Origin of the sequence: Psychrobacter sp. JCM 18901, from assembly GCF_000586435.1 — a bacterium.
In the GTDB taxonomy this organism is placed as follows: Bacteria; Pseudomonadota; Gammaproteobacteria; order Pseudomonadales; family Moraxellaceae; genus Psychrobacter.
The window spans coordinates 1-21,536 of sequence record NZ_BAWH01000020.1 but is presented as its reverse complement, the minus strand read 5'-3'; the positions used below and the strand labels follow the sequence as shown (position 1 = coordinate 21,536).

Sequence of the window (21,536 nt, the reverse complement as noted above, 5' to 3'; positions counted from 1 at the left end):
ACAGCTTTACAACTATCGGTTAAGAATGCGATTCACAAGTACATACATTTTACGTTATCATAGTCGATACTTTGCTATTGTTCGATTATACTCGACACTGTCTGGTTTAGACGCTTTAAAAGCTATATATTTTAGAGTGTCACATGTTTAACAACCATATAGACACAAACCTCTTAACCCATTCTAAGTCTCCACACCTCAAGGATAAAGTATGAAACGTGTCATCACACTGACTGGTCTAGCCATGGCCATTGGACTTGCCTCTATGGGCGCACAAGCTGCAGACTATGTCGCTGGAAAAGATTACCGTGTGCTAGACAACCCAGAGAAAATCAGCGGTGATGCTATCATTGTTCGTGAATTCTTTTGGTATGGTTGCCCACATTGTAATGTGCTTGATCCGCATATGGAAAAATGGGCAAAGACCAAAGACAAAGATGTCGTATTCTTCAAAACACCAGCGGCACTTAACCCTGTTTGGGAAGCCAATGCACGCGGTTTTTATGCGGCTCAGCTTTTAGGGTTCGAAGACAAAACTCATTCTGCATTATTTGATGCTATCCACAAAGATGGTAAAAAACTGTTTGATCAATCATCATTGAGCAAATGGTACGCGTCAAAAGGCGTGAATGAAAAGAAATTTAACAGCCTATATAACTCATTCGCTGTTGGTACAAAAATTGGTCGCTCACAAGAAGGCGCTAAACGTTATCAGCTTTCTGGCGTACCAGCTGTGGTGGTGCAAGGCAAATATGTAGTCACTGGTGAGAGTGCTAAAGTACCTAAAGTCGTCGACTACTTGGTCGACAAAGCCCGTGCTGAAAAGAAATAACTCAAGCAATAAATACTTGAATAATAGACATAACGCACAGTACATCCGTATGTCATGCACAAAAAAAGCCAATCATAAATTGATTGCTTTTTTGCATCTTAACCTTGTAGCTATACGTCTTTTATTCACTCATTTTTTAACTACTAATCTTTCAACTAATAAAATTCTAATTAATAGATTTCTAGTTTGGTATATAGATGTTATTTCTTCAGCTGCGATAAAATAGCCACTTCACGAATATAACTTGCCAAATCTGCTTTAGATTCTGCCAGCAACTCATCATCTTGCATATGTTTGGCATACTCTATCCACAATAATAACTGATACATACTGTGGTGCTCAGAAGCTTTATATTGCTTCACAAATTGCTTGAGCGTACCTTCATCATTGATATTCAGGCGCTCGTACCAGCTCTCGATTTTTGAGACTTGTTCTTTAGGAAAAAAAGGCATCAAATAGTGCCTTTATCAGCTCATGACGATTCTCTTCAATCATCAGCTTGCCAACACGTTTGGTCTGACGGTTGCGAGCATTGGCGCTGGTAATATCAGCCAAGGCCATTAGCTCTGCCATAAAATAATCACTGGCAGGTAAGGCTTTTAGCTGTTTTTTCGATAAGCTAGCAAGCGGTATCGATAACTGCTGCAAGCGCTCATGAGCTTTTTTGAGTTCTGTGCGCGAAACGCGCATGTCCTGTTCTTTCCAGTCGATCATAAAAGCTTTCCAAAATAATAATTAATAAATTAAATAGTGTCTGATATCACTACCAGCGACTTTTTTCGCGGTGTTTTGCCAATACCTTCACACCTTTAGGCATGGCATCAGTAAGGCGGCGTTGTAGATGATCAGTGATAAAAACAGAGCGATGTTTGCCGCCCGTACAGCCTATGGCAACCGTGACCGTATGACGATTATTATGCAAAAACTCTGGTAGCCAACGGGTCAAAAACTTATCAATATCACCCATCATTTCTGCTACTTCTGGATAATCTGAAAAGAATGCGCCTACTTCGGTATCCAGACCTGTCGAGTCACGTAACTCAGGGTTCCAATGCGGATTCGGTAAAATTCTAACATCGAATACAAAGTCAGCATCAATAGGGCTACCGTATTTAAAACCAAAGGACAGTAGATTGATGACAATCTGATTGTCCATGCCTATGTGTTCACGCAGGCTGTCTTTTAACTGATGAATATTTAGGCTACTGGTATCAATCCTAATATCAGCATGACTAGCAATTGGCTCTAATAGCTCAACTTCTTTTTTGATAGCAGCAGGTAAATTAAAGGCTATATGCTTAGCGTTATCACTATCGATATCTTGTGACATTAGCGGATGTACGCGTCGCGTCGCATTGAAACGAGCTACCAGCGTACTCTCTTGTGCAGTCACATATAAAATCTGTACCGCATGAGACCCATAAGTCTCCTTGAGAGAAGCATATGTCACTGCAAAGTTAGATAAATCAGCACGTGGCGTTCGAATATCGACACCCAGCGCAATACGATGAATGCCGCTTTCATTGACCAGTTTATGAGCAGCATTAGGTAACAAAGACAGCGGCAGATTATCAATAGAGTAATAGCCTAGATCTTCTAAGATATTCAATACTGAGGTTTTACCAGATCCTGAACGCCCTGAGACCACCAATATACTGAGCTTATTCGTAGACGTCTGATCCGCTATCGTTGCTGCCGCATTACTATTTTGATCCTGACTTACATCCATGATCTACTCATCCAAGTCTATTGTATCTAGTCTACTGCTATGTCATAAAAGCTAATTTACCACTACCAACTGATTGTCTAACAAACGCGCTTTTCCTAGCCACGCTGCAACTAAAATAACGATATTTTTGTTTTCTATATTAAAGGCTTTAGAGTCACTTACGACAGAACCTAACTCATCAGTCTTGATTCCCAGATAATCAATAATAAAACCTGCGTCACTAATACGTGTCCGCGTATCTACTAATAGCTTATCAAATGCTTGCTGACTAAGAGCCGTACTTTTAAAAATCTGCGCTAATTCTTGCAATGCTTGATGTAATACAGGAGCTACTTGTCGCTCATTTGCACTTAAGTATTGATTGCGCGATGATAGCGCTAAGCCATCATCAGCACGAACAATAGGCGCACCAATGATATTAATAGGATAACTCAAGTCACGTACCAACTGCTTAATGATAGCAAGCTGCTGATAGTCTTTTTGTCCAAATACTGCCACATCTGGTTGTACGATATTGAACAGTTTAGCGACAACAATACCAACACCATCAAAGTGTCCAGGACGTGATTGACCACATAACTGATTGGCAATAGCACCAGCCAATACAGCAGTAGGTGGTGGTAATACTGGATACATTGCATCAATACTAGGTGCAAACACGTAATCTGCATCCACTGTCGCAAGCTTGGCCACATCTGCATCTAGCGTACGGGGATAGCTGTCAAAATCTTCCCCAACGCCAAACTGAGTAGGGTTAACGAAAATACTGACCACCACTACATCTGCATGCTGCTTGGCAATTTTTACTAGCTCAAGATGGCCGTCATGCAGATTACCCATCGTTGGTACTAACGCAATGCGCTGCTGACGGCCTTGTTTGTCATTTTGTTGACCACGATAAGGCTGCAGCGCTTCACGCAGTGACGAGATATCATGATAAATAATTGGAGACATGATTACTTTTCTTCTATTCAAACGTTCTGTTGTTCTATAGCTTAAATAACTTTAACAACTGCAAAATCAGCTAAATTGGTGCTGTTCAGTTGGGAAGCTACTTTCGCGTACTGACTGCTGATAGAGCGCAAAAGCACCTTCGATACTGTGTGCGCTATTACGCTCATCTGTTAAAAAATCATGGACAAAACGTGGCACTCGGCCATGCGCCATACCTAGCATGTCATGCATAACCAATACCTGACCATCAGTATCGGCTCCAGCACCAATACCAATGACTGGCACGGCAACAGCTTCAGTAACGGCTTTTGCAAGCGCAGCTGGAACACACTCTAGTAATAGTAATGCAGCACCAGCATCGACGACTGCCTTGGCATCTGCAAGTAGTTTGTCAGCTGCTTCATCACCGCGACCTTGAATTTTATAGCCGCCAAACACGTTCACAGACTGCGGAGTCAAACCAAGATGCACACAAGTCGGTGTACCTGCTTGCGCCAAGGTCGTTACCAATTCACACAGCTCGCTACCACCTTCGATTTTTATGACATGCGCCCCTGCTTGCATCAGCGTGCGGCTATTAGCGACGGCTTCTGGCAGTGTCACATAACTCATAAACGGTAGATCAGCCAATATCAGCGCGTATTTGTTACTACGGGCAATATTGGCAGTGTGATAAGCCATATCATTGACTGTCACAGGTAGTGTCGAGTCATGGCCTTGTACAACCATGCCCAAGCTATCCCCAATTAAAATCGTATCAATTTCGGCTTTTTCCATCATTCGTGCAAACATCGAGTCATAACAGGTCAAACAAGTGAACTTGGTACCGTCTTTTTTTAAACTTATTTAGAGTAGATAATGTCGTCATATGCCCCTCAATTAATCTGCAATGCCTTTGATTATCAATACTGCTACTATTCTAGCTGTGATCGAGAGGTCTCAGACCAATCTCCCATCACCTATCACTTAGCATCAGTTACTTATAATCAATCGCTTGATAGTAATGTTAAACCTGTCCAATCACGGCTTTGTGAATAGTCACTTATCGACTTACCTGCGATGGTTAAATTTGGTGCCAACTCTCGCAGTGGTATTAAGACAAAATTGCGCTCACTTAAGCCAGCGTGCGGTATCGTCAGTGTTGGATCAGTAATCTGCGTCTCACCGTATAGCAAAATATCAACGTCCAGACTACGTTCGCCCCAACGGCGTAAACGTGCTCGCTTGGCCATGATTTCTAACTGCTGACAAAAAACAAGCAGCTCATAAGGGTCAAACGTTGTCTCAAAACCAGCTACTGCATTGACAAAATCTGGCTGGTCTTGTGGACCCATCGGTGCTGAAGCGTAAAAAGAAGATACACTTACTTCACGTACCTGCTCATGTGCTCGCATTACTGCAAGCGCATGCTGCAAATGATCGGTAGGCGAACCCAGCTCATTAGCGAGGTTGCTACCCAAGCCCACATAACAGGTAACCCAGTTACTATTATCTGTACTGTTATCCATATTATGCACTTTCAGTACTAGGCTGACGGCGGCGGCGCTTCGACGGTACAGGGCCTTTGTTATCAGTTACTTTCACAGCAGGCATCTGATCATTTGTATCTTGCTTCGCTTTAGCAGCCTTTGCAGTAGTTGCTTTCACCGATTTCCTGGCTCTCGTAGGTGCAGCGGTTTTTGTCGCGTCTTTGCTATCTACTGCCTTGCTACCTACTTCCTTTACACTTTTCGTATCGCTTTTATCAGTCGATTCAACTGCAGGTTTAGGCGCTTTTTTTCGCATACTTCGCTGCTGGCTGTGCTTTGCCTTTACTATCCCTCGCATCGCTATTGCCTTGTACCTCGGTATTGCTCGCACTATCTACAGTAGGTTGACGACGGCGACGCTTATGCGGGATCGGCTCGTTATTCATACTGACTAGCGCAGGTGATCTTGCGATCGAGCGAACTGGTCTAGCCTGACTAGCTGACGCTTGAGCTTCTGGTTGGTTAGTATTAGACGGCTGAACGTTATCTGAGCGTTCAGACTTAACCGCTTGCTTTGGAGCTTCTTGATTGGTTGATACTGGCTTTCGCACAGGTGCTTTGCTGCGCTTCGACGTATTATCAGCTGACAGTTGCTTCTGCAATGGTGGCACTACGTTCTCGTGCTCTATAACAAATAATGGCTTAGGCTTTGCCTGTTGATTTGCCGATTGCTTGTTACTAGCAAGAGACAACTGCTGTAGCTGAGCAAGCTCGTTATTGTCTTGCTCTACTTGCTGCACGTTGGGTCTACCACTGTCATTGCGACTAGCTTTAGATTGGCTAGCAGCACGGCGGCGACGGGCTGGAATATTTGACGAATCATTTACCATTGTTTGATCATTTCTACCTTTTTCAGCACGGTCATCGGCTTTGTTTTGCTTTGTACTGTTCTGATTAGGTGCTGCATTATCAGTAGTCTGTGTTTTTGATTCTTGACGATTACGTCCGCGACCACGTTGCCCTTTTTTATAAGCACCTCGGCGAATATTTTCATCAAACTCATCAATCGCTTGCTGCTGCTCTTGTTCAGACAAGGTTTGATACGTCTGCCACCAGTCACCCATATCGTTGGTTGACTCTGATAGCGGATGCTCAGCATCGCCACATTGCTCACGCAATAACAAAAAGTCAAAGCCAGCACGGAAACGTGGATGCTCAGATAGCTGAACGATTTGCTTGCTACGCGGGGCTGCAAGTTTTGGCTGCAATATCCAGATATCACGGATAAACTGCTCAGCAAACTTCGGAATAGCGGTTTTGATACGCTGACGGTCAATGACTTTACCAGCCGCATGCATTTGCGCTTCGGCAAACGGCATATTACGCTTCTTGCTTTTGCCAATTGATGCAGGTAATTTTCCCACAGTAAGGCAGCATAGAAGAACGCAGGGTTGATACTCTTGCCCGCTGCAATACGCTTATCGGTGTTGATAGCTACCTGATTGACTAAAGCACTTGGCTCAGACGGTGGATAGATAATGAGGCTATCAATCGCACCTGACTCAAACAATAATGGCAACAGGGGTACTAGATAGCCACCGGTAAACATCTTTTGCGTTTCATCATAGAGACGATGAGGTGATATTTGCTCAAGCAGAGCCCAGTTCCCGTCGTTAAATTGCGCGGACAACGCTTCATCAAACTCAAAACCTAACTTGGCTTTGAAACGTAAGGCACGAAGCAAGCGCACAGGATCTTCTTCGATACGTACTGGCGCATTACCCAATAGACGAATGATTCTGTTATCAATATCATCAAGCGCGCCGCAGAAATCATGAACGATGCCTTTGAGCGGTTGATAATAAAGCGCATTGATAGAGAAATCGCGACGGGAGAAGTCTTGTTGGATATCGCCCCAAACATTGTCTCGCAGAATCATACCATCTTGATTGGTATTAGCATCGCTGGTTGGTGGACCACGGAAGTAGCAACTTCAATCAACTCGCGACCTGAATATACATGCGCTAACTGGAAGCGGCGACCGATAATGCGGCAGCGCTTACCAAAGACATCTTTAATCTCATGCGGCTTGGCATCGGTGACAGCATCAAAGTCTTTTGGGCGCAGACCTAATAAAGTATCGCGCACACCACCACCGACGATATACGCATCAAACCCAGCACGGGTCAATGTGGCAATCACTTCAGTAATGGAATTGGGTAATTCAGATTTGTTCAGTTCTAACTGCTTGGCGGCACGCTCGGCCATGCATCTACTCCTCGCCGGTATTCTTTAACTACCCCTGAATAACACAGCGTTTATCAGGCGGATGTACCCGCTAGTTTAACAAATTTTGGACCTACTGGGGGTGTTATGACATTTACTTACATGCTATTTTGTCAATATTGGGGTTAATTAGTGCAAAACACCGCCATTAATCACGCACACTTAAACGTCTTTGGTTTTTCTCGACTGTTTTTGCACCGATACCTTTCACTTTTGCTAACTCATCCACTGTCTTAAAATCACCAAACATGTCACGATATAAAATTATCGCCTTTGCTTTACTGCTGCCGATACCATCTAACGAAACAAGTTCACCTTCATTGGCTCGATTGATATTGATGACTTTTTGCTCACGCGCTTGTGTGATAGCTTTTTCTTTTGCGATTAAATACTCATAAGCACGCTGAGGGTCGTCAAAACAAGGATCTGCGTTGGCGTTATTGAGTGCGACCACAGACAATAGGAGACTAAAAGCGGTGGTCGTCAGTAAACTGGTAAATGAGAATTTATAATGAGCGTTCATGTTGTTTCGCCGCTTCCCACAGTGCATCCATTTCTATTATATCGCTGTCTTCAATACGCTTGCCAGCGAGTTCTAGCTGCTCCTCAATATAACCAAAGCGAGATTTAAATTTATGGACACATGTTAAGGTAGCCGCTTCTGCATCAAGGTTTAGTTTGCGTGCAACGTTCACGAGTGCAAACATACAGTCGCCTAATTCCTTTTCGACTTCTCTGATATTTGCTTTGACCTCGATTGTAGACTTATCTGTTAGCTCATGCTTTAGCTCAGCAATCTCTTCGTCTAGCTTATCTACGGCGCCTGCAATACCTTCCCAATCAAAACCCAACTTTGACGCTTGCTTTTGTACATCTTGCGCTTGCATCAAGGCACTGCCCGCTTTGACTTGGTCCAAGCGTCGTTTTGATTTACCACGTGCTTCGCGTGCCTGCTGCTCCTCGAGCTTAATCTCATCCCATCGTACTTTTACTGCCGCATCATCTTTGAGCGTTTCGGCTTCAAACACATGTGGATGACGGCGAACCAGTTTTTCTTGTAAGGTCGTAATGACATCACTCATATCAAAGCGCCCTTGCTCCGCATACATCTGACAATGAAACACCACTTGCAGCAGCACATCGCCAAGCTCACCTTTGATGTCTTCATCATCGTCACCTTGTACCGCTTCGCCTAGCTCATAAGCCTCTTCGATGGCATACGGAATAAGGCTATGGTTGGTTTGCTTTTTGTCCCACGGACAGTCTGCCCTTAGTCGTGCCATCAACGCTAACAAATCAGCAAGCTCGCCAGTAGCGTCTGGCGTTCCTTGCACGGGCTTAGGCACGGTAGTTTTATTGTCTAAAATACTCATAAGGATGGCTCTTATCGTTTTATGTATTGTTTGCTGATTCGTTTAATAGTTAGTGTATCATTGAACACAGCTTGGCTTATAATTGTGCTACTGACGTTTTCATTTTACCACGCTTATGCGCGAGGAACTTTATCATTATGCCCACTTCTGCGACCACCAACTATCAACCAACCGCAAAATTCGACCTATTACTATCAGCTCATTTAAAGCCTATGACATTCGCGGTGAGCTTGGGGTCAATCTCGATGAAGAGATTGCCTACCGTATCGGGCGCGCGTTTGCACAGATTTTATATCAACGTTATCAGGCAGCGGCTCAAACTCAAGCCGATGATATAGCAACTCTAAAACCTGCTATCGTTATCGGTAGTGATATTCGCCACTCTAGTGAGCAATTAAAACAAGCCGCTATCACTGGTATGATGGATGCTGGCGTTGATGTGATTGATTTGGGCATGAGTGGTACCGAAGAAGTATATTTTGCCACCAGTCACTATCAGGCGTTAGGTGGTATCGAAGTGACTGCCAGTCATAACCCTATCAATTATAATGGCCTAAAACTGGTTAAAGAACATTCAAAACCAATCAGCGCTGATGATGGGTTGGCAGAGATTCATGCACTGGCAGAATCTGGGCAATTCACTACGGATAATCAATCAGGCAAATTGCAGTTATTGACGGATAAAAGCGCGTACATCGATCATGTCATGACTTTTATCGATACTGATAAACTAAAACCACTTAAACTGGTCGTTAACTCAGGCAATGGTAGCGCAGGTCCTGTGGTCGATTTGTTGATTGAAAAACTTTTACAAGCTGGCGCACCGATTGAAGTGATTAAATTGCATCATACACCAGATGGTAGCTTCCCCAATGGCATCCCCAATCCAATGATTGAAGCCAATAGAGTGGCCACCCAGCAAGCCGTTTTGGAAAACAACGCGGATCTTGGCATTGCCTTTGATGGTGACTTTGATCGCTGCTTCCTGTTCGATGAGCGAGGTGAGTTTATCGATGGTAGCTATATCGTCGGTATGCTTGCTCAAGCGTTTTTGAACAAATACCCGAATGAATCAATCGTCTATGATCCACGAGTGATTTATAACACCGAAGCAGTGATAGAGGAACACAACGGTAAGGCTGTCATTAGTAAATCTGGACACTCGTTTATCAAGCAAGTCATGCGGGACTCAGGTGCTGTATATGGCGGTGAAATGTCTGCCCATCACTATTTCCGCGACTTCTTCTATTGCGATAGTGGCATGATTCCATGGTTATTGACCATTGAGCTGTTGTCTATCACTGGTAAAACACTATCCGAATTGGTCACAGGCTATATTGCTGCCTATCCCAGCTCAGGCGAATTAAACTTTCGTCTCACAACTCATGATGCACCAACAATTATTAGCGCAATTGAAGCCAAATTCAGCAACGAGCAACCAGTTAAGTCGATACTTGATGGTTTAAGTCTGAATTTTGGTGAATGGCGCTTTAATTTGCGAGTATCGAATACCGAACCACTTATTAGATTAAATATCGAAAGTCGCGGCGATCAACCGTTACTGGCTGCTAAAACTCAAGAAATCCAGCAATGGCTAGCAACGCAAGGTGCCGTACCAGCATAAAGTCATTAACCCAGTAAAAACAGTTTTGATTGTTAGTCGAAAAAGGCTCGCTAATGAGTGTTAGCGAGCCTTTTTCGATCATAGAAATTCTTGAATAAATTTATTTAGATCGGCCAATACCTATGTAATCACCTACTAAACTATCGATTTGCGAGCGTGTCAGTACATTTTGTGCATCAAATACTGGCATGGCTTGCTTATTTATTTCGCCAATATCCAATTGGTTTCGCGGTGACCAACTAATAATAAAAATAGCGTGGGTATCGTAAAGCTGTTGATAGGGACTAGAAAACAATTCAAGCAATGGTTGTTGTTGATAAAGCTCGGCAAGCTCGTGCTGTGCCTTATCACTATAAACCAGCGTACGAATATTATAAGACCACAGTAATGCTAACAACGGATGAATAGCTGAACCAGCGGTACGTCCCGAGCCTGACTTGTAACTACCGCCCCAAATCATGACTGTTTTATTATCAATAAACCCATCAAAATACTGCCAAAACTTGCGGAATATTAATTCTTTTTGATCTTCATTGATATGCAGGATAGATTGTAATAAAGGCATATTTAAGCTATGCATATGGCTTGACTGCTGCAGTTTAGCCAGCTCAGTGGGCAAAGTATTACCACCGAATCCCCACCCTGCTTTTAAATAACTACTACCTACCCGTTCATCCAACCCCATAATACGACTGACTTGTCCGATATCGACATTTTGACTATCAGCCAAACGAGACATTTCATTCATAAAGCTTACTCTGGTTGCTAGCATCGCCATGATACTGCTGCGAGCAAACTCTATCGTTGCGATATCAGTATGATGAGTAGCGCGTGCATGCTGCATTAAAGGCTTCAACACATTCAAGTGCTGGCTACTACTTGCTGTCTTTTCACCCAGTAGCCATAACGAAGGATTCAACATCGAGCTATACGCATCGCCGTCCTGTAAGAATACAAATGGCACATAATAGACCCAAGCACGCTGTAAACGCTGAGCCAAACCGGCTACATGGCCTAATTGCTCAATGCCGCTCATAATCACAGGTAGCGCTTGCTGATGGCTTTGGTTAAAAGCGGTAATCCAACTGTCTTCTGTCCACGACGGCTTAATACTGTCTAAAAACAACCAATAAAGCGTTACCCTACTTTGAGCATCAGTTTCGTTATGACCAGCTACTTCATAACCTTTTATTAGCATATCGGCACTAGCTGGTAAGGCTTTACTAATAATGACCTGCTGCTGCTCATACATTTGCCATAGCGCTTGCAGATGATGCTCAAAACTATACTGTTGTATCTGCTGCGTCAGTAGCGTCTTGTCTGCGTAAAGATGCACACACTGACCAAGACTTGCCAGCACTACTGCGCTGGTAATTGCCTCTATGCTGTGACCAATAAGCACACAAACTGTGGAATCAGTTAATTGGTTTGGTTCAGACTTATTATTGTATTTATTCATATGGCTACCATCTAAAGCCGTCTTCATGAGCGTGCTTTCCTATATTATTGACGTATCAATACTACTAAGACAGCTGCTTAATACGCTGTAGCAATTGGTCAGTAGATGTATCGAATAGACCTTGAGAGTCTTTCTGGATATGCTGCATAGCATGGTGTACGGAGTCTGCCATTTGCTTGCCCATCTCGACACCCCATTGATCAAACGGATTGATATCCCAAATGCTGGCCATGACATAGACCTTATGCTCGTAAAGCGCTATCAATGCGCCTAAGCTATGCGGCGTCAGCTCATCAATCAATAACGTAGTTGACGGTTGGTTACCATGGTAATACTTATATTTGTCTGCTTCGGAAACTGTGTTTGGATCGACTAGATCTGTTACAGCAGCATTACCAAATGCCAATACTCGACTTTGTGCCAAACAATTGGCTAAAGACAACTCGTGCTGTTGTTGCAATGATGAGTTTTGTGCTTCATCACTATAGCGACGTACGCAAGCGATAAAGTCACAGGAAACCTGCTGCGTGCCTTGGTGTAGCAGCTGATAGAATGCATGCTGCGCATTTGATCCAATTTCACCCCATAGAATTGGACACGTATCATAGTCAATATAATCCCCGTTCCGAGTAACGGACTTACCATTACTTTCCATCTCTAGCTGGGTAAGATAACTCGGTAAATAACCTAGCCTGCCATCATAAGGCAATACAGTATGCGCATTCACTTGTAAAAAAAAGTACTGTTCCAAACAGCCAGTAAGCCTAGCAGCACTGGTAAGTTATCAGCAAAGTCCGCCTGGGCAAAATGCTCATCCATACTATGAGCACCGCTTAATAAAGCCTTAAAGCCATTCATACCGATACGAATAGCAATGGCAAGGCCAATCGCCGACCATAGAGAGAAGCGACCGCCTACCCATTCCCAAAGCTGTAACTGATGCTCAGGATGAATTCCCCAAGCACTCATTTTTTCACTATTGGCTGAGATGCCGATAAAGTGCCGACGTAATACACTATCTTCTGTGCCTGCACGGAGTTTTGCCGTCGCAAGTAGCCAAGATAATGCTGTCTTAGCATTTGATAAAGTATCAACCGTACCAAAGGATTTGGAGGAGATAATAAATAGTGTGGTCTCAGGATTTAAATGCTTGAGCAAATTATCAAGCTGAGTACCGTCCATATTGGAGACAAAATGCACCTTAATACTGGTATCTGCCCATTCATCAAGCGCCGCAGTTGCCATAAGTGGGCCTAGATCAGAACCCCCTACCCCAATATTGACAACATCTGTGATTGCCTTGCCCGAAAACCCACGCCAAGTACCAGTACGAACTCGCTCAGATAGTCTGGCTACCTGTGCCAAACTACGATGTACATCAGCCACAACATTCTGATCACCGACTTGCAACGTTGCTGTCTCTGGTAAACGTAGCGCCGTATGTAACGCAGCACGCTGCTCACTAGTATTTACCATTGCACCTTGTAATAACGAATCAATACGAGCATCCAGCTCACAACTATCGGCCAAACTCAGTAAGTTAGACAATACTTTCTGATCGATACGCTGCTTACTAAAGTCCATATACAGCGCACCAGCCTGCACACTGAAATGCTTAGCGCGCTTATCATCTTGCGCAAATAACTGTGCAAGCGACCACGGGTGCTTTGCAAGCGTTTGTAGTTGCTGCCAGTATTTAGAATGTCGAGCACTGCTATATGTCTTGTCGCCCTTTATCTCATTCATCAGCTACTCATCATCTGCTAATTGCTGCTCGGCGAAGTAGATGAACGCCTGCATATACGAACGCATATCGCCTGCATCGTAGCTATCACCACGCATAGTTGTGACATGGACACCATATTCACTAATAAGCGCGTCAATCGCATCTGTCAGCTGAATCTCACCGCCAACTGAAGCTTTAGTATTGGCTAAGTAATCAAAGATATGGTTACTAAATACATAGCGCCCTACCACAGCCAGATTGGAAGGAGCATCAGCTAAGTTGGGCTTTTCTACAAAACCAGCCACTTTAAAGCTAGCATTAGTATTTATTTCTTCATCAATGTCATTAGTATTGCTGAGCTTTTTATCTAGTTGAGCAATACCGTATTTATGCACATCTTCATCTGCTACCTGATCGACCAATATCTGTGAATGACCATCTGTAGCAAAGGCATCTAGCATAAAGGCCAAATTATCAGCAGACATATCAGTGGTAAATGGATCAAGTACGACATCAGGTAACAATACGGCGAAGTCATGCTCACCTATAATTGGTCGCGCTGCCAGTACCGCATGACCCAAACCTAACGCTTTACCTTGACGTATCATCGATACTGTTACGTCTTCTGGCAACCAGTTTAAGCTATCAGCCAACTCATCTTTACCTTTATGACGTAATTGATTATCCAATTCGGCATTGATATCAAAATAGTTTTCAATCGCGCTCTTTTGCGCATGACCGACTAAGACAATATGCTTAATACCCGCAGCAATAGCCTCTTCAACCACGTAATGAATAGCAGGACGATTGCCAAGTGCAACAGCTCCTTTGGCACAGATTTTGACAATGGCAGCATACGCGTACCAAAGCCTGCGACGGGGATAACAGCGTGAGTAATGTGGCTCATACTCTAATAATCCTATCAATTTAATATTTATCGTTAGTATATAATATATAGCTTTAACTAAAACTAATCTGAAGTTTAGCTCAATACTACTTTATTTTATGTTTAGACAAGCTTTCTCTTAATTGCAGCATATCTACCTTAATGCTTTCCGGTATTCCAGAAAATATCGCTTGTGCCACATTTACTTGATGCTCAAGACTAGGCATAACTAAACTGTCTCTTTGATAGAGTATATCTATGTGCCATAGACGCCACGCTTCCCAATAGTCCAAACGAGCCAAAGCCGCACTTTGGTTGTAAATACCAAACTTTTCTGAAGTCATTAATGAGTTAGGACGGTGGCTAGCAATAGTTAAAGGCTTTTTAATATTTATAATTTTTTTCGCTACCAAATACTACTTTTAAACGTTCGAAAAATTCACTGTCAGCACCTGTTCTTACGATATGCCACAAACCTGTCGTTCGTTTGACAGTTTGCAAACGAAACATAGGAGAGGCAGGATTTTGACGCATGAAAGGATATATTTGACGGACATAGTACTGCCCGTCAAAATCCAACCGTAGCCATTGTGAAGTCGTCGCAATAATACTAGCGTCTTCTATTAAAGGTTGCACTTGCTCTGCTATTTTTTTGTGGGTGCGCCCAGTCGTCAGAATCTTGACAGGTTAAATACTCACCTGTTGCATATTTCGCGCCTATACTTTTTGCAGCAAACGTTCCTACGTTTTGTGGCAGCACAACTACCGTTATTTCTTTATAGAGATGGCTTAAATTCTGCAAACACAGTAAGTATCATCATTACTGGCATCATCAACAACTATGATCTCTAAGTTACGCCACGTCTGCTGCAGCAAACTATAAATACAACTCTCAATTGTCTCACTGGCATTATAGGTAGTAACGACAACAGTCACTTTGTGCAGTTGATTATAGTCTTGAAATTTCTGTTTATTATGTATCTCTTTTACTGCGCTTAGATTTGTCACCGTAAAAGGATGCTGCTTATCAGACAGCTCTATCTGATCAAGCTGATAATAAGCGAATACCTCATTTAAATTAGCAAGTTTAGTTAATGTCGTATTAAGTGCTAAATTACTGTACAGACATCTTTTATCTGCATACCCATCATCTGCTGAACATGATAAAAAACTACTTAAATAATTATTAATGTGAGTATCTAGTGGGCAGTACTGCTGCAAAAGCGCAATATATAGACCTTGATAATAAGAACTTTCCAATATATTTGTATTTTCTTTCAAAAAATTAAATATCACTTCAGGATAAAACGGTGTCACCTCTTTTATGACTTCAGTATGGAATTGACGATATCGTTTTTTTATATAAGATTTGCTCTATATATCTTTTAGCGACATTCTTGTTAAGATTCTGACGCTTAATATTAGCGATAATAAAGACCATCCTATGCCGTAGCGTACTCCCTAATGCTCCTGACGGCTGTTCTAAAACACTACGATACAAGCCTAGACGTAATGCATACCAACGGCGCTTAGCAGTCACATAGCGCCGTTTCGGATTTACAACTGCTAAAGCCTTAGTAAACTGCTTTTTCCTAATATAAAACAAGTATTTCAATGAATAAGCCCAATTAATAATCAGAACCAGATATGTCTCGTGTATATACTTTATCTAAGCTCCCTGCTAGCTCTTCCGAAAGTCGATTGGCTACGATAATATCTGCCATACTCCTAAAAGCCTCTAAGTCATTTACGATCTCACAATCTAAAAATCTACATTCATCAGCCTTAGGCTCATAGATAATGACAGTCGTACCTAATCTCTTTAAGTGTTCGATGATACCTTGAATAGCTGATGCACGGAAATTATCTGAGCCTGACTTCATTATTAAACGATAAATCCCAACAATCTTAGGATTACTAGATACAATATCATTAGCAATGAATTCTTTACGAGTATTATTTGACGAAACTACCGCCTGTATTAAATTTTGCGGTATATTTTCATAATTTGCTAATAATTGCTGGGTATCTTTAGGTAGACAATAGCCACCGTAACCAAAAGATGGATTATTATAGAAATCACCTACTCTAGGGTCTAGACAGACGCCTTTGATTATCTGCTCAGTATTCAGCCCATGTACTGCAGCATAAGTATCAAGCTCATTAAAGTAAGAAACTCGCAGCGCAAGATAAGTATTAGCAAATAACTTAATCGCCTCTGCTTCTGCACTATCAGTTAATAAAATATCCACATTTTCCTTAACCGCACAATCTGCCATTATCTGTGCGAAGCACTTTGCTCTCTCTGATTGCTCACCAACGATAATACGCGATGGATACAAATTATCGTACAAAGCCTTTCCTTCTCTCAAAAATTCAGGAGCAAAAACTAAGTTATCAACACCTAGTTTTTTCTTAGTTTTTTGAGTAAAGCCTACAGGAATAGTAGATTTGATAATAATAAGAGCATTAGCATTTATTGATAACACGTCTTTTATTACTGACTCGACACTGCTAGTATCAAATGAATTGGTGTCTGTATCGTAGTTGGTTGGGGTAGCTATCAGTACATAATCAGCGTTTGTATAAGCTTGCACCTTATCTGTCGTCGCAAACAAATCCAGCTCTTTACGAGCCAGAAAACTTTCTATTTCTTTATCATCAATTGGTGAATGACGCTGATTGATTTTATTGATTTTATCTGCATCAATATCTAAGGCTATCACGGTGTGCTGTTGTGCAAGTAAAACAGCATTCGACAGACCAACATAACCTGTGCCTACAATAGTTATTTTCATACTTACTCTTTATTTAACTAATATTAACAATAATCGCTTGAACCCGAAAAAAAGTATAGCGATAACTCTACTATCTCAATAATTCCTAAGTACTCAAAAATATACAGAGATTTAAATACCGCCTAATAACTATACGAGTTATCATTCTAAAAACACTACTTAATAACTTCTTCGAAGCTGTAGGAAACTTTCGTACTCAGCAGGAATACCACAAAATATAACGCTATCTTTATCAATTACTGAAAAGTGTACATTTTTTCCTGTCTCAATGAGGAGGTTATACATGGGTGCTATATAGAACTCTGTGATACCCATACTTGTTAAGTTGAGCTCTATATATTCTTCATATGTCCTGTTGAAAAGCCCTACAGATTTGAAATAATATAATCCAGTACAACAATATTGAGACACCTGTTGTTTTTCAGCTGTAAACTGGACTTTATTACTCCCTTCTTCAATCGGAACCACATTACTCCAATTTTCCCCTTCTCCAATAAAGGTTTCTAAATAACCATCGACATTATCAATATTAAACTCATTTGGATATTGATAATTAGGGCGAAAAGTATCAATATTGAATATGGTGATTGGTTCATTTAATGAAATGCTGGTACTTTTCAACCCTAAATATACTGTCTCCGCCTGACCACGAGTAGGTTTATTAATTATGATCACCTCATAAGAGTTGATATTCAACGATTGCGCTTTCTCATGAATGAAGCTCTCTACATCAAACTCAGATAGATTTAAAGCGATGAATAGAAAATGTTCTATATGAAAGTATTTTTCAAAACTAGATACCGAGAAATCAAATATAGTTTTATCAAATGCATCAAGCATGTACTTTGGCTTGTTATAACCAGCTTTCGTAAATCTGGAAGATAAGCCTGCCATAGGTATAATAATCATTTTGAACCTTCTCTTAATTTCTGTGCTAATCTAACTGCATTGAGGAACATAGCTTGCTGTCTGGTTGGTTGGTCATCGTGTAAGGGAATCATAGATAAGAATAGCATTACATTAATTGCTATAATCTCATCTTTTCTAAAAAGATGATTATCGAAGAATATTTCATCAAACAACTGTTCAAGCGAGCTACCTGTTTGCGATACACTAAATTCTAGCTTTTTATTTTTAATGCTATAGTGACCTGAGATTATAAAATCGTAAAAGCCAACTATCGAATGATAAAGCTTAGCTACATCATATCTAGAATCACCATAAATAGATATTTTACCTTGAGCATCCAAACCCCTAGGATCTATAACTTTTATAGACTGAACTCTACTATCATATAAAATATTACTGAAACAAAAGTCACCATGTATTATCGATAAATCACAAGTAGACACTTCCGAAACAGCTTGACTTACACTTAGTAGTAATTCCTCTACACTATTTTTATAGTTCGAGTTATCGTATAAAGAGTAACCACATTTATTAATGAATACCTCAATAGGTTTGTCTTCAATAGATGCTAATCGATCTAAGCTTTTTTCTAGATAAATTTTATCAACCAATTTGCAATCAATATTTGTAACACTACTGTCAGATGTATATGCTTTAAATCTTTGAATTAAATCTCTACATTCTGTTAAAATATTACGCCAACTAGTAATTGGAATCTCAGAGAATACCAACAAGTCACTGAGAGGAAGTAAGTAAAGATATTCGAGGTCATAAGTAGCATAGTCACTACTTTCTCTGTAATTAGATACTAGGGTTGGAGTATACAACTTTAAGGAATGAGGTATTTCTCTAAACCAATTTGATTCGGCGAACATCTTTAGCTTATTTTTGCTTGATTTTCTAACTGTCCTTGAGTATATCTTAAGAGTATTAAACGAACGTTGCGTAGTAACCTCAGAACGGCTAAGGAAAAAAACTATGCACATGACCAAAATCATACCATCTTCCAGTTCTATTAATAAACACGTCATTATTCTTATAATAATATACTAGCCCTGAAATAAAATTATTCGAATTATTAATTATGCCTTGCATTAGCTTATGAGGTTCTTGGAAAGAAAAGAAACCTGAAATAATTAGGCTATTATCTTCTACAAACTGGTTATTAGTATTTTCATCTCCATCAGTTATTGATTCTAACTTAGCTCTGTCATAAAGTCCTTTGTTAGGATGAACAGAAAAACTACTAACACTTAAGCATTCACTTAAGTTTATATCGGAAAACAAGGTATCTCCAAACATCAATACCAATCTTTTGTACTTTTTACCAGTTGAAAGCCATGAATATACTATAGAACTACCTAAAGAGATCCCATCAGGTACCTTTATTATTTTTACTGATAACTCTTGCAAACGTTTAACATCGAATTGACTAACGATATAGCTGTCGGGTACAGAAATATATATATCTTGTTCAAGAGCTTTTAAAATATCTATTTGATATTCATATAAACATTTATTACCTAGCGGCAAAAAGGAAGGAGGAATCCTACCTAGCTCATTTACTAAACTACTTACTACATAAGAACCTGAGGCAATTAAAATCATATTAAACTCTTATTTGTCATTCTCAAGTAATTTAATTATTTCACTATAAGTGTTTTCTACGAACTCTCTTGGTCTTATCGCCTTATCATCAACATAAAAACCTTCAAAACCACACCATGGTTTACCAACTAATATTTCATCATAAGGTACGTAATACCTATCTAACCAGTCGATAATGATAGGTAGAGTAAATATATTAATCCTTCCAAGATTGCCTTGATATGTTCTCATATTACGACTAGTAAAGATCGTGATTTTAAAGCCTTGATTTTTATACTCATTAAGTTTTGAAATAACATCAATTTTCGGTTTAGCATTAGCATAATCACGATCTACAGTAATCGATAAAGTATCATCTAAATCTATAACTAAATTTTTCACTTTTAAACCTTAATCTTTAAATCATCTATTGACAATTTTGGTGGAAGTTTAAGACTAAAACTCAATAAAGAAAATTTATCTACATTTATGTTATGAAGCCAAGCCGCTATTCCTAAATTAACATGTCCCATATAGTCATTTGAAGTTGGGTACAAAATAGAAACCAGTTTACAAACCTCATCATTAGAATGAGCCGACATAATTTTAATCATATTCTTAATGTTTCCAAAAATAATTTGATCACCCATTCCAAACCCCCAATACCTGAATATATAGCCTTCTTCTGCAAAGACTGTAAAATTATCATTAATACAAGAATCGAGATCAATATTTTTTAGGTTTACGTCTGGCCTTATTTTAAGTAAGAAGTCAAAGTTATCAGTAAAGTATTTTTCACCTAATGTTTTCAACCAATATTCATTATTAAAGTACATTTTTTCTGGGTTAGACATTATGTTATAAGGATACTCATTTTCATTATTTAATTTTATTTTATTAGGTATAGTATTCAGAATATCTAACTTATTTAAGTCTATTGGCTTACTATAAGAAACAATTCTATTGACAACATCTTCAATTTTAAGCTGGCCAGCCTTGATAAGATTTACTACTGTCTCATCTAAATACCTATAAACCTTACCTTCTTGTGAGGTATCAATACCTCCAGTTTTATTCCATGACGCTATAAAGACACCTTGTACATTAATTTTTTTGTTTTTAAAGAGGGTACTTAGCAATTCCTCTATTTCAAAATTGAACCTAAATTGTCCTGAAATTACGATTGCATAGCGTGGTAATGAACCTACAGTAAGGTTTTGATCTTCTCTGGGCACTTTCAGAGATTTCAACCTTTTATTTATAAATTCCTTAAAGATACTAGTACTTTGACTATTAGCAATAATATATTCTAACAGACTAATCTCTTCTTCTTTACTTAATAATTTATTTTTATTTATTGACCATAGAACAAATAAGTAATTTTGCAAATATTCATTTTTAATAGTATTTTTCGAAATATATTCTAAGATAGAGCTACAAATAGACTTATTATTTAATAAAAAAACAAGTTTCCGCCAAGGCATGTCCATCAAAGAACCTAAAAGTCTTGATTGATATCTAGTAGCATAACTTGGGAAAAAATAAAATAAGTTAAAAGTATGACTTATATCCTGTGGTGCACTATAATCATCAAAAAAGCAATGTTTCAACGCTAAGCACTCGATCTTTTCTGCAACTCTAAGCCATTCACCCCATGGATATCCTTTCGAGGTATTTTTATAAATTAAAAACGGTAAATCTTTTTCTGAAATAATTTTCAAAAAAAACTCTTTATCCACTTTGTTACTACTTTCTAAATTGTCAAGCATACATATATCTAAATTATCTAAAACCATTAAACCCTCCGACGCTATCATATATTTCTTTGTATAAAACACGAGAATCTATTTATAGTGAAAACCAACTTTATTTGGAAAGATTAGAACTTAAACAATAAATTAAGA

The 21,536-nt window shown here is 40.0% G+C and carries 19 protein-coding genes and 5 pseudogenes; 2 read left to right on the top strand and 22 right to left on the bottom strand.

What is annotated here, in order from left to right:
- The first annotated feature begins 211 nt into the window (after window positions 1-211).
- Window positions 212-832, top strand: coding sequence for a thiol:disulfide interchange protein DsbA/DsbL (locus tag TT11_RS13430; protein ID WP_102091399.1), 621 nt, complete (start codon window positions 212-214; stop codon window positions 830-832).
- A gap of 200 nt (window positions 833-1,032) precedes the next feature.
- Here the strand turns inward: TT11_RS13430 and yjgA are convergent.
- The 9 genes and pseudogenes from yjgA to mazG form a co-directional block, all read right to left on the bottom strand.
- Window positions 1,033-1,546 (bottom strand): annotated as a pseudogene (gene yjgA / locus TT11_RS13425) (ribosome biogenesis factor YjgA).
- 49 nt (window positions 1,547-1,595) lie between these two features.
- A complete protein-coding gene (gene rapZ / locus TT11_RS13420) occupies window positions 1,596-2,561 on the bottom strand; it encodes an RNase adapter RapZ (RefSeq protein ID WP_261870825.1) in 966 nt (321 codons plus the stop codon).
- A gap of 51 nt (window positions 2,562-2,612) precedes the next feature.
- Window positions 2,613-3,515: a pantoate--beta-alanine ligase gene (panC, locus tag TT11_RS13415; protein ID WP_261870824.1), complete on the bottom strand. Its 903-nt coding sequence runs from the start codon at window positions 3,513-3,515 to the stop codon at window positions 2,613-2,615.
- A 66-nt stretch (window positions 3,516-3,581) separates the two neighbouring features.
- A pseudogene (gene panB / locus TT11_RS13410) lies at window positions 3,582-4,383 on the bottom strand (3-methyl-2-oxobutanoate hydroxymethyltransferase).
- A gap of 118 nt (window positions 4,384-4,501) precedes the next feature.
- Window positions 4,502-5,023 carry a 2-amino-4-hydroxy-6-hydroxymethyldihydropteridine diphosphokinase gene (folK, locus tag TT11_RS13405; protein WP_261870823.1) on the bottom strand — a complete coding sequence of 174 codons (522 nt, stop codon included), beginning with the start codon at window positions 5,021-5,023 and terminating at the stop codon, window positions 4,502-4,504.
- A gap of 1 nt (window position 5,024) precedes the next feature.
- The gene (locus TT11_RS13400) at window positions 5,025-5,300 is read right to left on the bottom strand and encodes a hypothetical protein (protein WP_261870822.1); all 276 of its coding nucleotides are present in this window, start codon (window positions 5,298-5,300) and stop codon (window positions 5,025-5,027) included.
- Between the two features lie 568 nt (window positions 5,301-5,868).
- A pseudogene (gene pcnB, locus TT11_RS13395) lies at window positions 5,869-7,252 on the bottom strand (polynucleotide adenylyltransferase PcnB); the annotation flags it as partial.
- 166 nt (window positions 7,253-7,418) lie between these two features.
- Complete coding sequence (locus TT11_RS13390; protein WP_261870821.1) at window positions 7,419-7,793, bottom strand: ComEA family DNA-binding protein; 375 nt, start codon at window positions 7,791-7,793, stop codon at window positions 7,419-7,421.
- The gene (gene mazG, locus TT11_RS13385; RefSeq protein WP_261870820.1) at window positions 7,777-8,643 is read right to left on the bottom strand and encodes a nucleoside triphosphate pyrophosphohydrolase; all 867 of its coding nucleotides are present in this window, start codon (window positions 8,641-8,643) and stop codon (window positions 7,777-7,779) included. Before mazG ends, TT11_RS13390 begins: the two co-directional genes overlap by 17 nt.
- 115 nt (window positions 8,644-8,758) lie before the next feature.
- Between mazG and TT11_RS13380 the strand changes: the two genes are divergently transcribed.
- Complete coding sequence (locus TT11_RS13380; RefSeq protein WP_261870819.1) at window positions 8,759-10,267, top strand: phosphomannomutase CpsG; 1,509 nt, start codon at window positions 8,759-8,761, stop codon at window positions 10,265-10,267.
- A gap of 100 nt (window positions 10,268-10,367) precedes the next feature.
- On the opposite strand, the gene TT11_RS13375 is transcribed toward TT11_RS13380, so the two are convergent.
- From TT11_RS13375 to TT11_RS13320, 13 genes and pseudogenes are all read right to left on the bottom strand, one after another.
- Window positions 10,368-11,753: a UDP-glucose/GDP-mannose dehydrogenase family protein gene (locus TT11_RS13375; protein ID WP_261870818.1), complete on the bottom strand. Its 1,386-nt coding sequence runs from the start codon at window positions 11,751-11,753 to the stop codon at window positions 10,368-10,370.
- Window positions 11,754-11,790: 37 nt separating this feature from the next.
- Window positions 11,791-13,472, bottom strand: a pseudogene (pgi, locus tag TT11_RS13370) (glucose-6-phosphate isomerase).
- A gap of 3 nt (window positions 13,473-13,475) precedes the next feature.
- Window positions 13,476-14,359, bottom strand: a pseudogene (locus TT11_RS13365) (UTP--glucose-1-phosphate uridylyltransferase).
- 86 nt (window positions 14,360-14,445) lie between these two features.
- A complete protein-coding gene (locus TT11_RS13360) occupies window positions 14,446-14,751 on the bottom strand; it encodes a hypothetical protein (RefSeq protein ID WP_261870817.1) in 306 nt (101 codons plus the stop codon).
- Window positions 14,723-14,974 carry a hypothetical protein gene (locus tag TT11_RS13355; RefSeq protein WP_261870816.1) on the bottom strand — a complete coding sequence of 84 codons (252 nt, stop codon included), beginning with the start codon at window positions 14,972-14,974 and terminating at the stop codon, window positions 14,723-14,725. Before TT11_RS13355 ends, TT11_RS13360 begins: the two co-directional genes overlap by 29 nt.
- The gene (locus TT11_RS17415; RefSeq protein WP_370587855.1) at window positions 14,949-15,098 is read right to left on the bottom strand and encodes a glycosyltransferase; all 150 of its coding nucleotides are present in this window, start codon (window positions 15,096-15,098) and stop codon (window positions 14,949-14,951) included. Before TT11_RS17415 ends, TT11_RS13355 begins: the two co-directional genes overlap by 26 nt.
- Window positions 15,099-15,127: 29 nt before the next feature.
- A complete protein-coding gene (locus TT11_RS13350; RefSeq protein WP_261870815.1) occupies window positions 15,128-15,655 on the bottom strand; it encodes a glycosyltransferase family A protein in 528 nt (175 codons plus the stop codon).
- Window positions 15,656-15,966: 311 nt separating this feature from the next.
- On the bottom strand, window positions 15,967-17,136 hold the full coding sequence (locus TT11_RS13345) for a nucleotide sugar dehydrogenase (protein WP_261870814.1): 1,170 nt from the start codon (window positions 17,134-17,136) through the stop codon (window positions 15,967-15,969).
- A 159-nt stretch (window positions 17,137-17,295) separates the two neighbouring features.
- Window positions 17,296-18,030 (bottom strand): capsular biosynthesis protein, encoded by a 735-nt coding sequence (locus TT11_RS13340; protein ID WP_261870813.1) that lies wholly within the window; start codon window positions 18,028-18,030, stop codon window positions 17,296-17,298.
- An 11-nt stretch (window positions 18,031-18,041) separates the two neighbouring features.
- Entirely contained in the window at window positions 18,042-18,779 is a 738-nt protein-coding gene (locus tag TT11_RS13335; protein WP_261870812.1) for a hypothetical protein, read from the bottom strand.
- Between the two features lie 229 nt (window positions 18,780-19,008).
- A complete protein-coding gene (locus TT11_RS13330; protein WP_261870811.1) occupies window positions 19,009-19,653 on the bottom strand; it encodes a hypothetical protein in 645 nt (214 codons plus the stop codon).
- A gap of 9 nt (window positions 19,654-19,662) precedes the next feature.
- Entirely contained in the window at window positions 19,663-20,034 is a 372-nt protein-coding gene (locus TT11_RS13325; RefSeq protein WP_261870810.1) for a capsular biosynthesis protein, read from the bottom strand.
- A gap of 2 nt (window positions 20,035-20,036) precedes the next feature.
- Entirely contained in the window at window positions 20,037-21,428 is a 1,392-nt protein-coding gene (locus tag TT11_RS13320) for a hypothetical protein (protein WP_261870809.1), read from the bottom strand.
- Window positions 21,429-21,536: the final 108 nt, after the last annotated feature.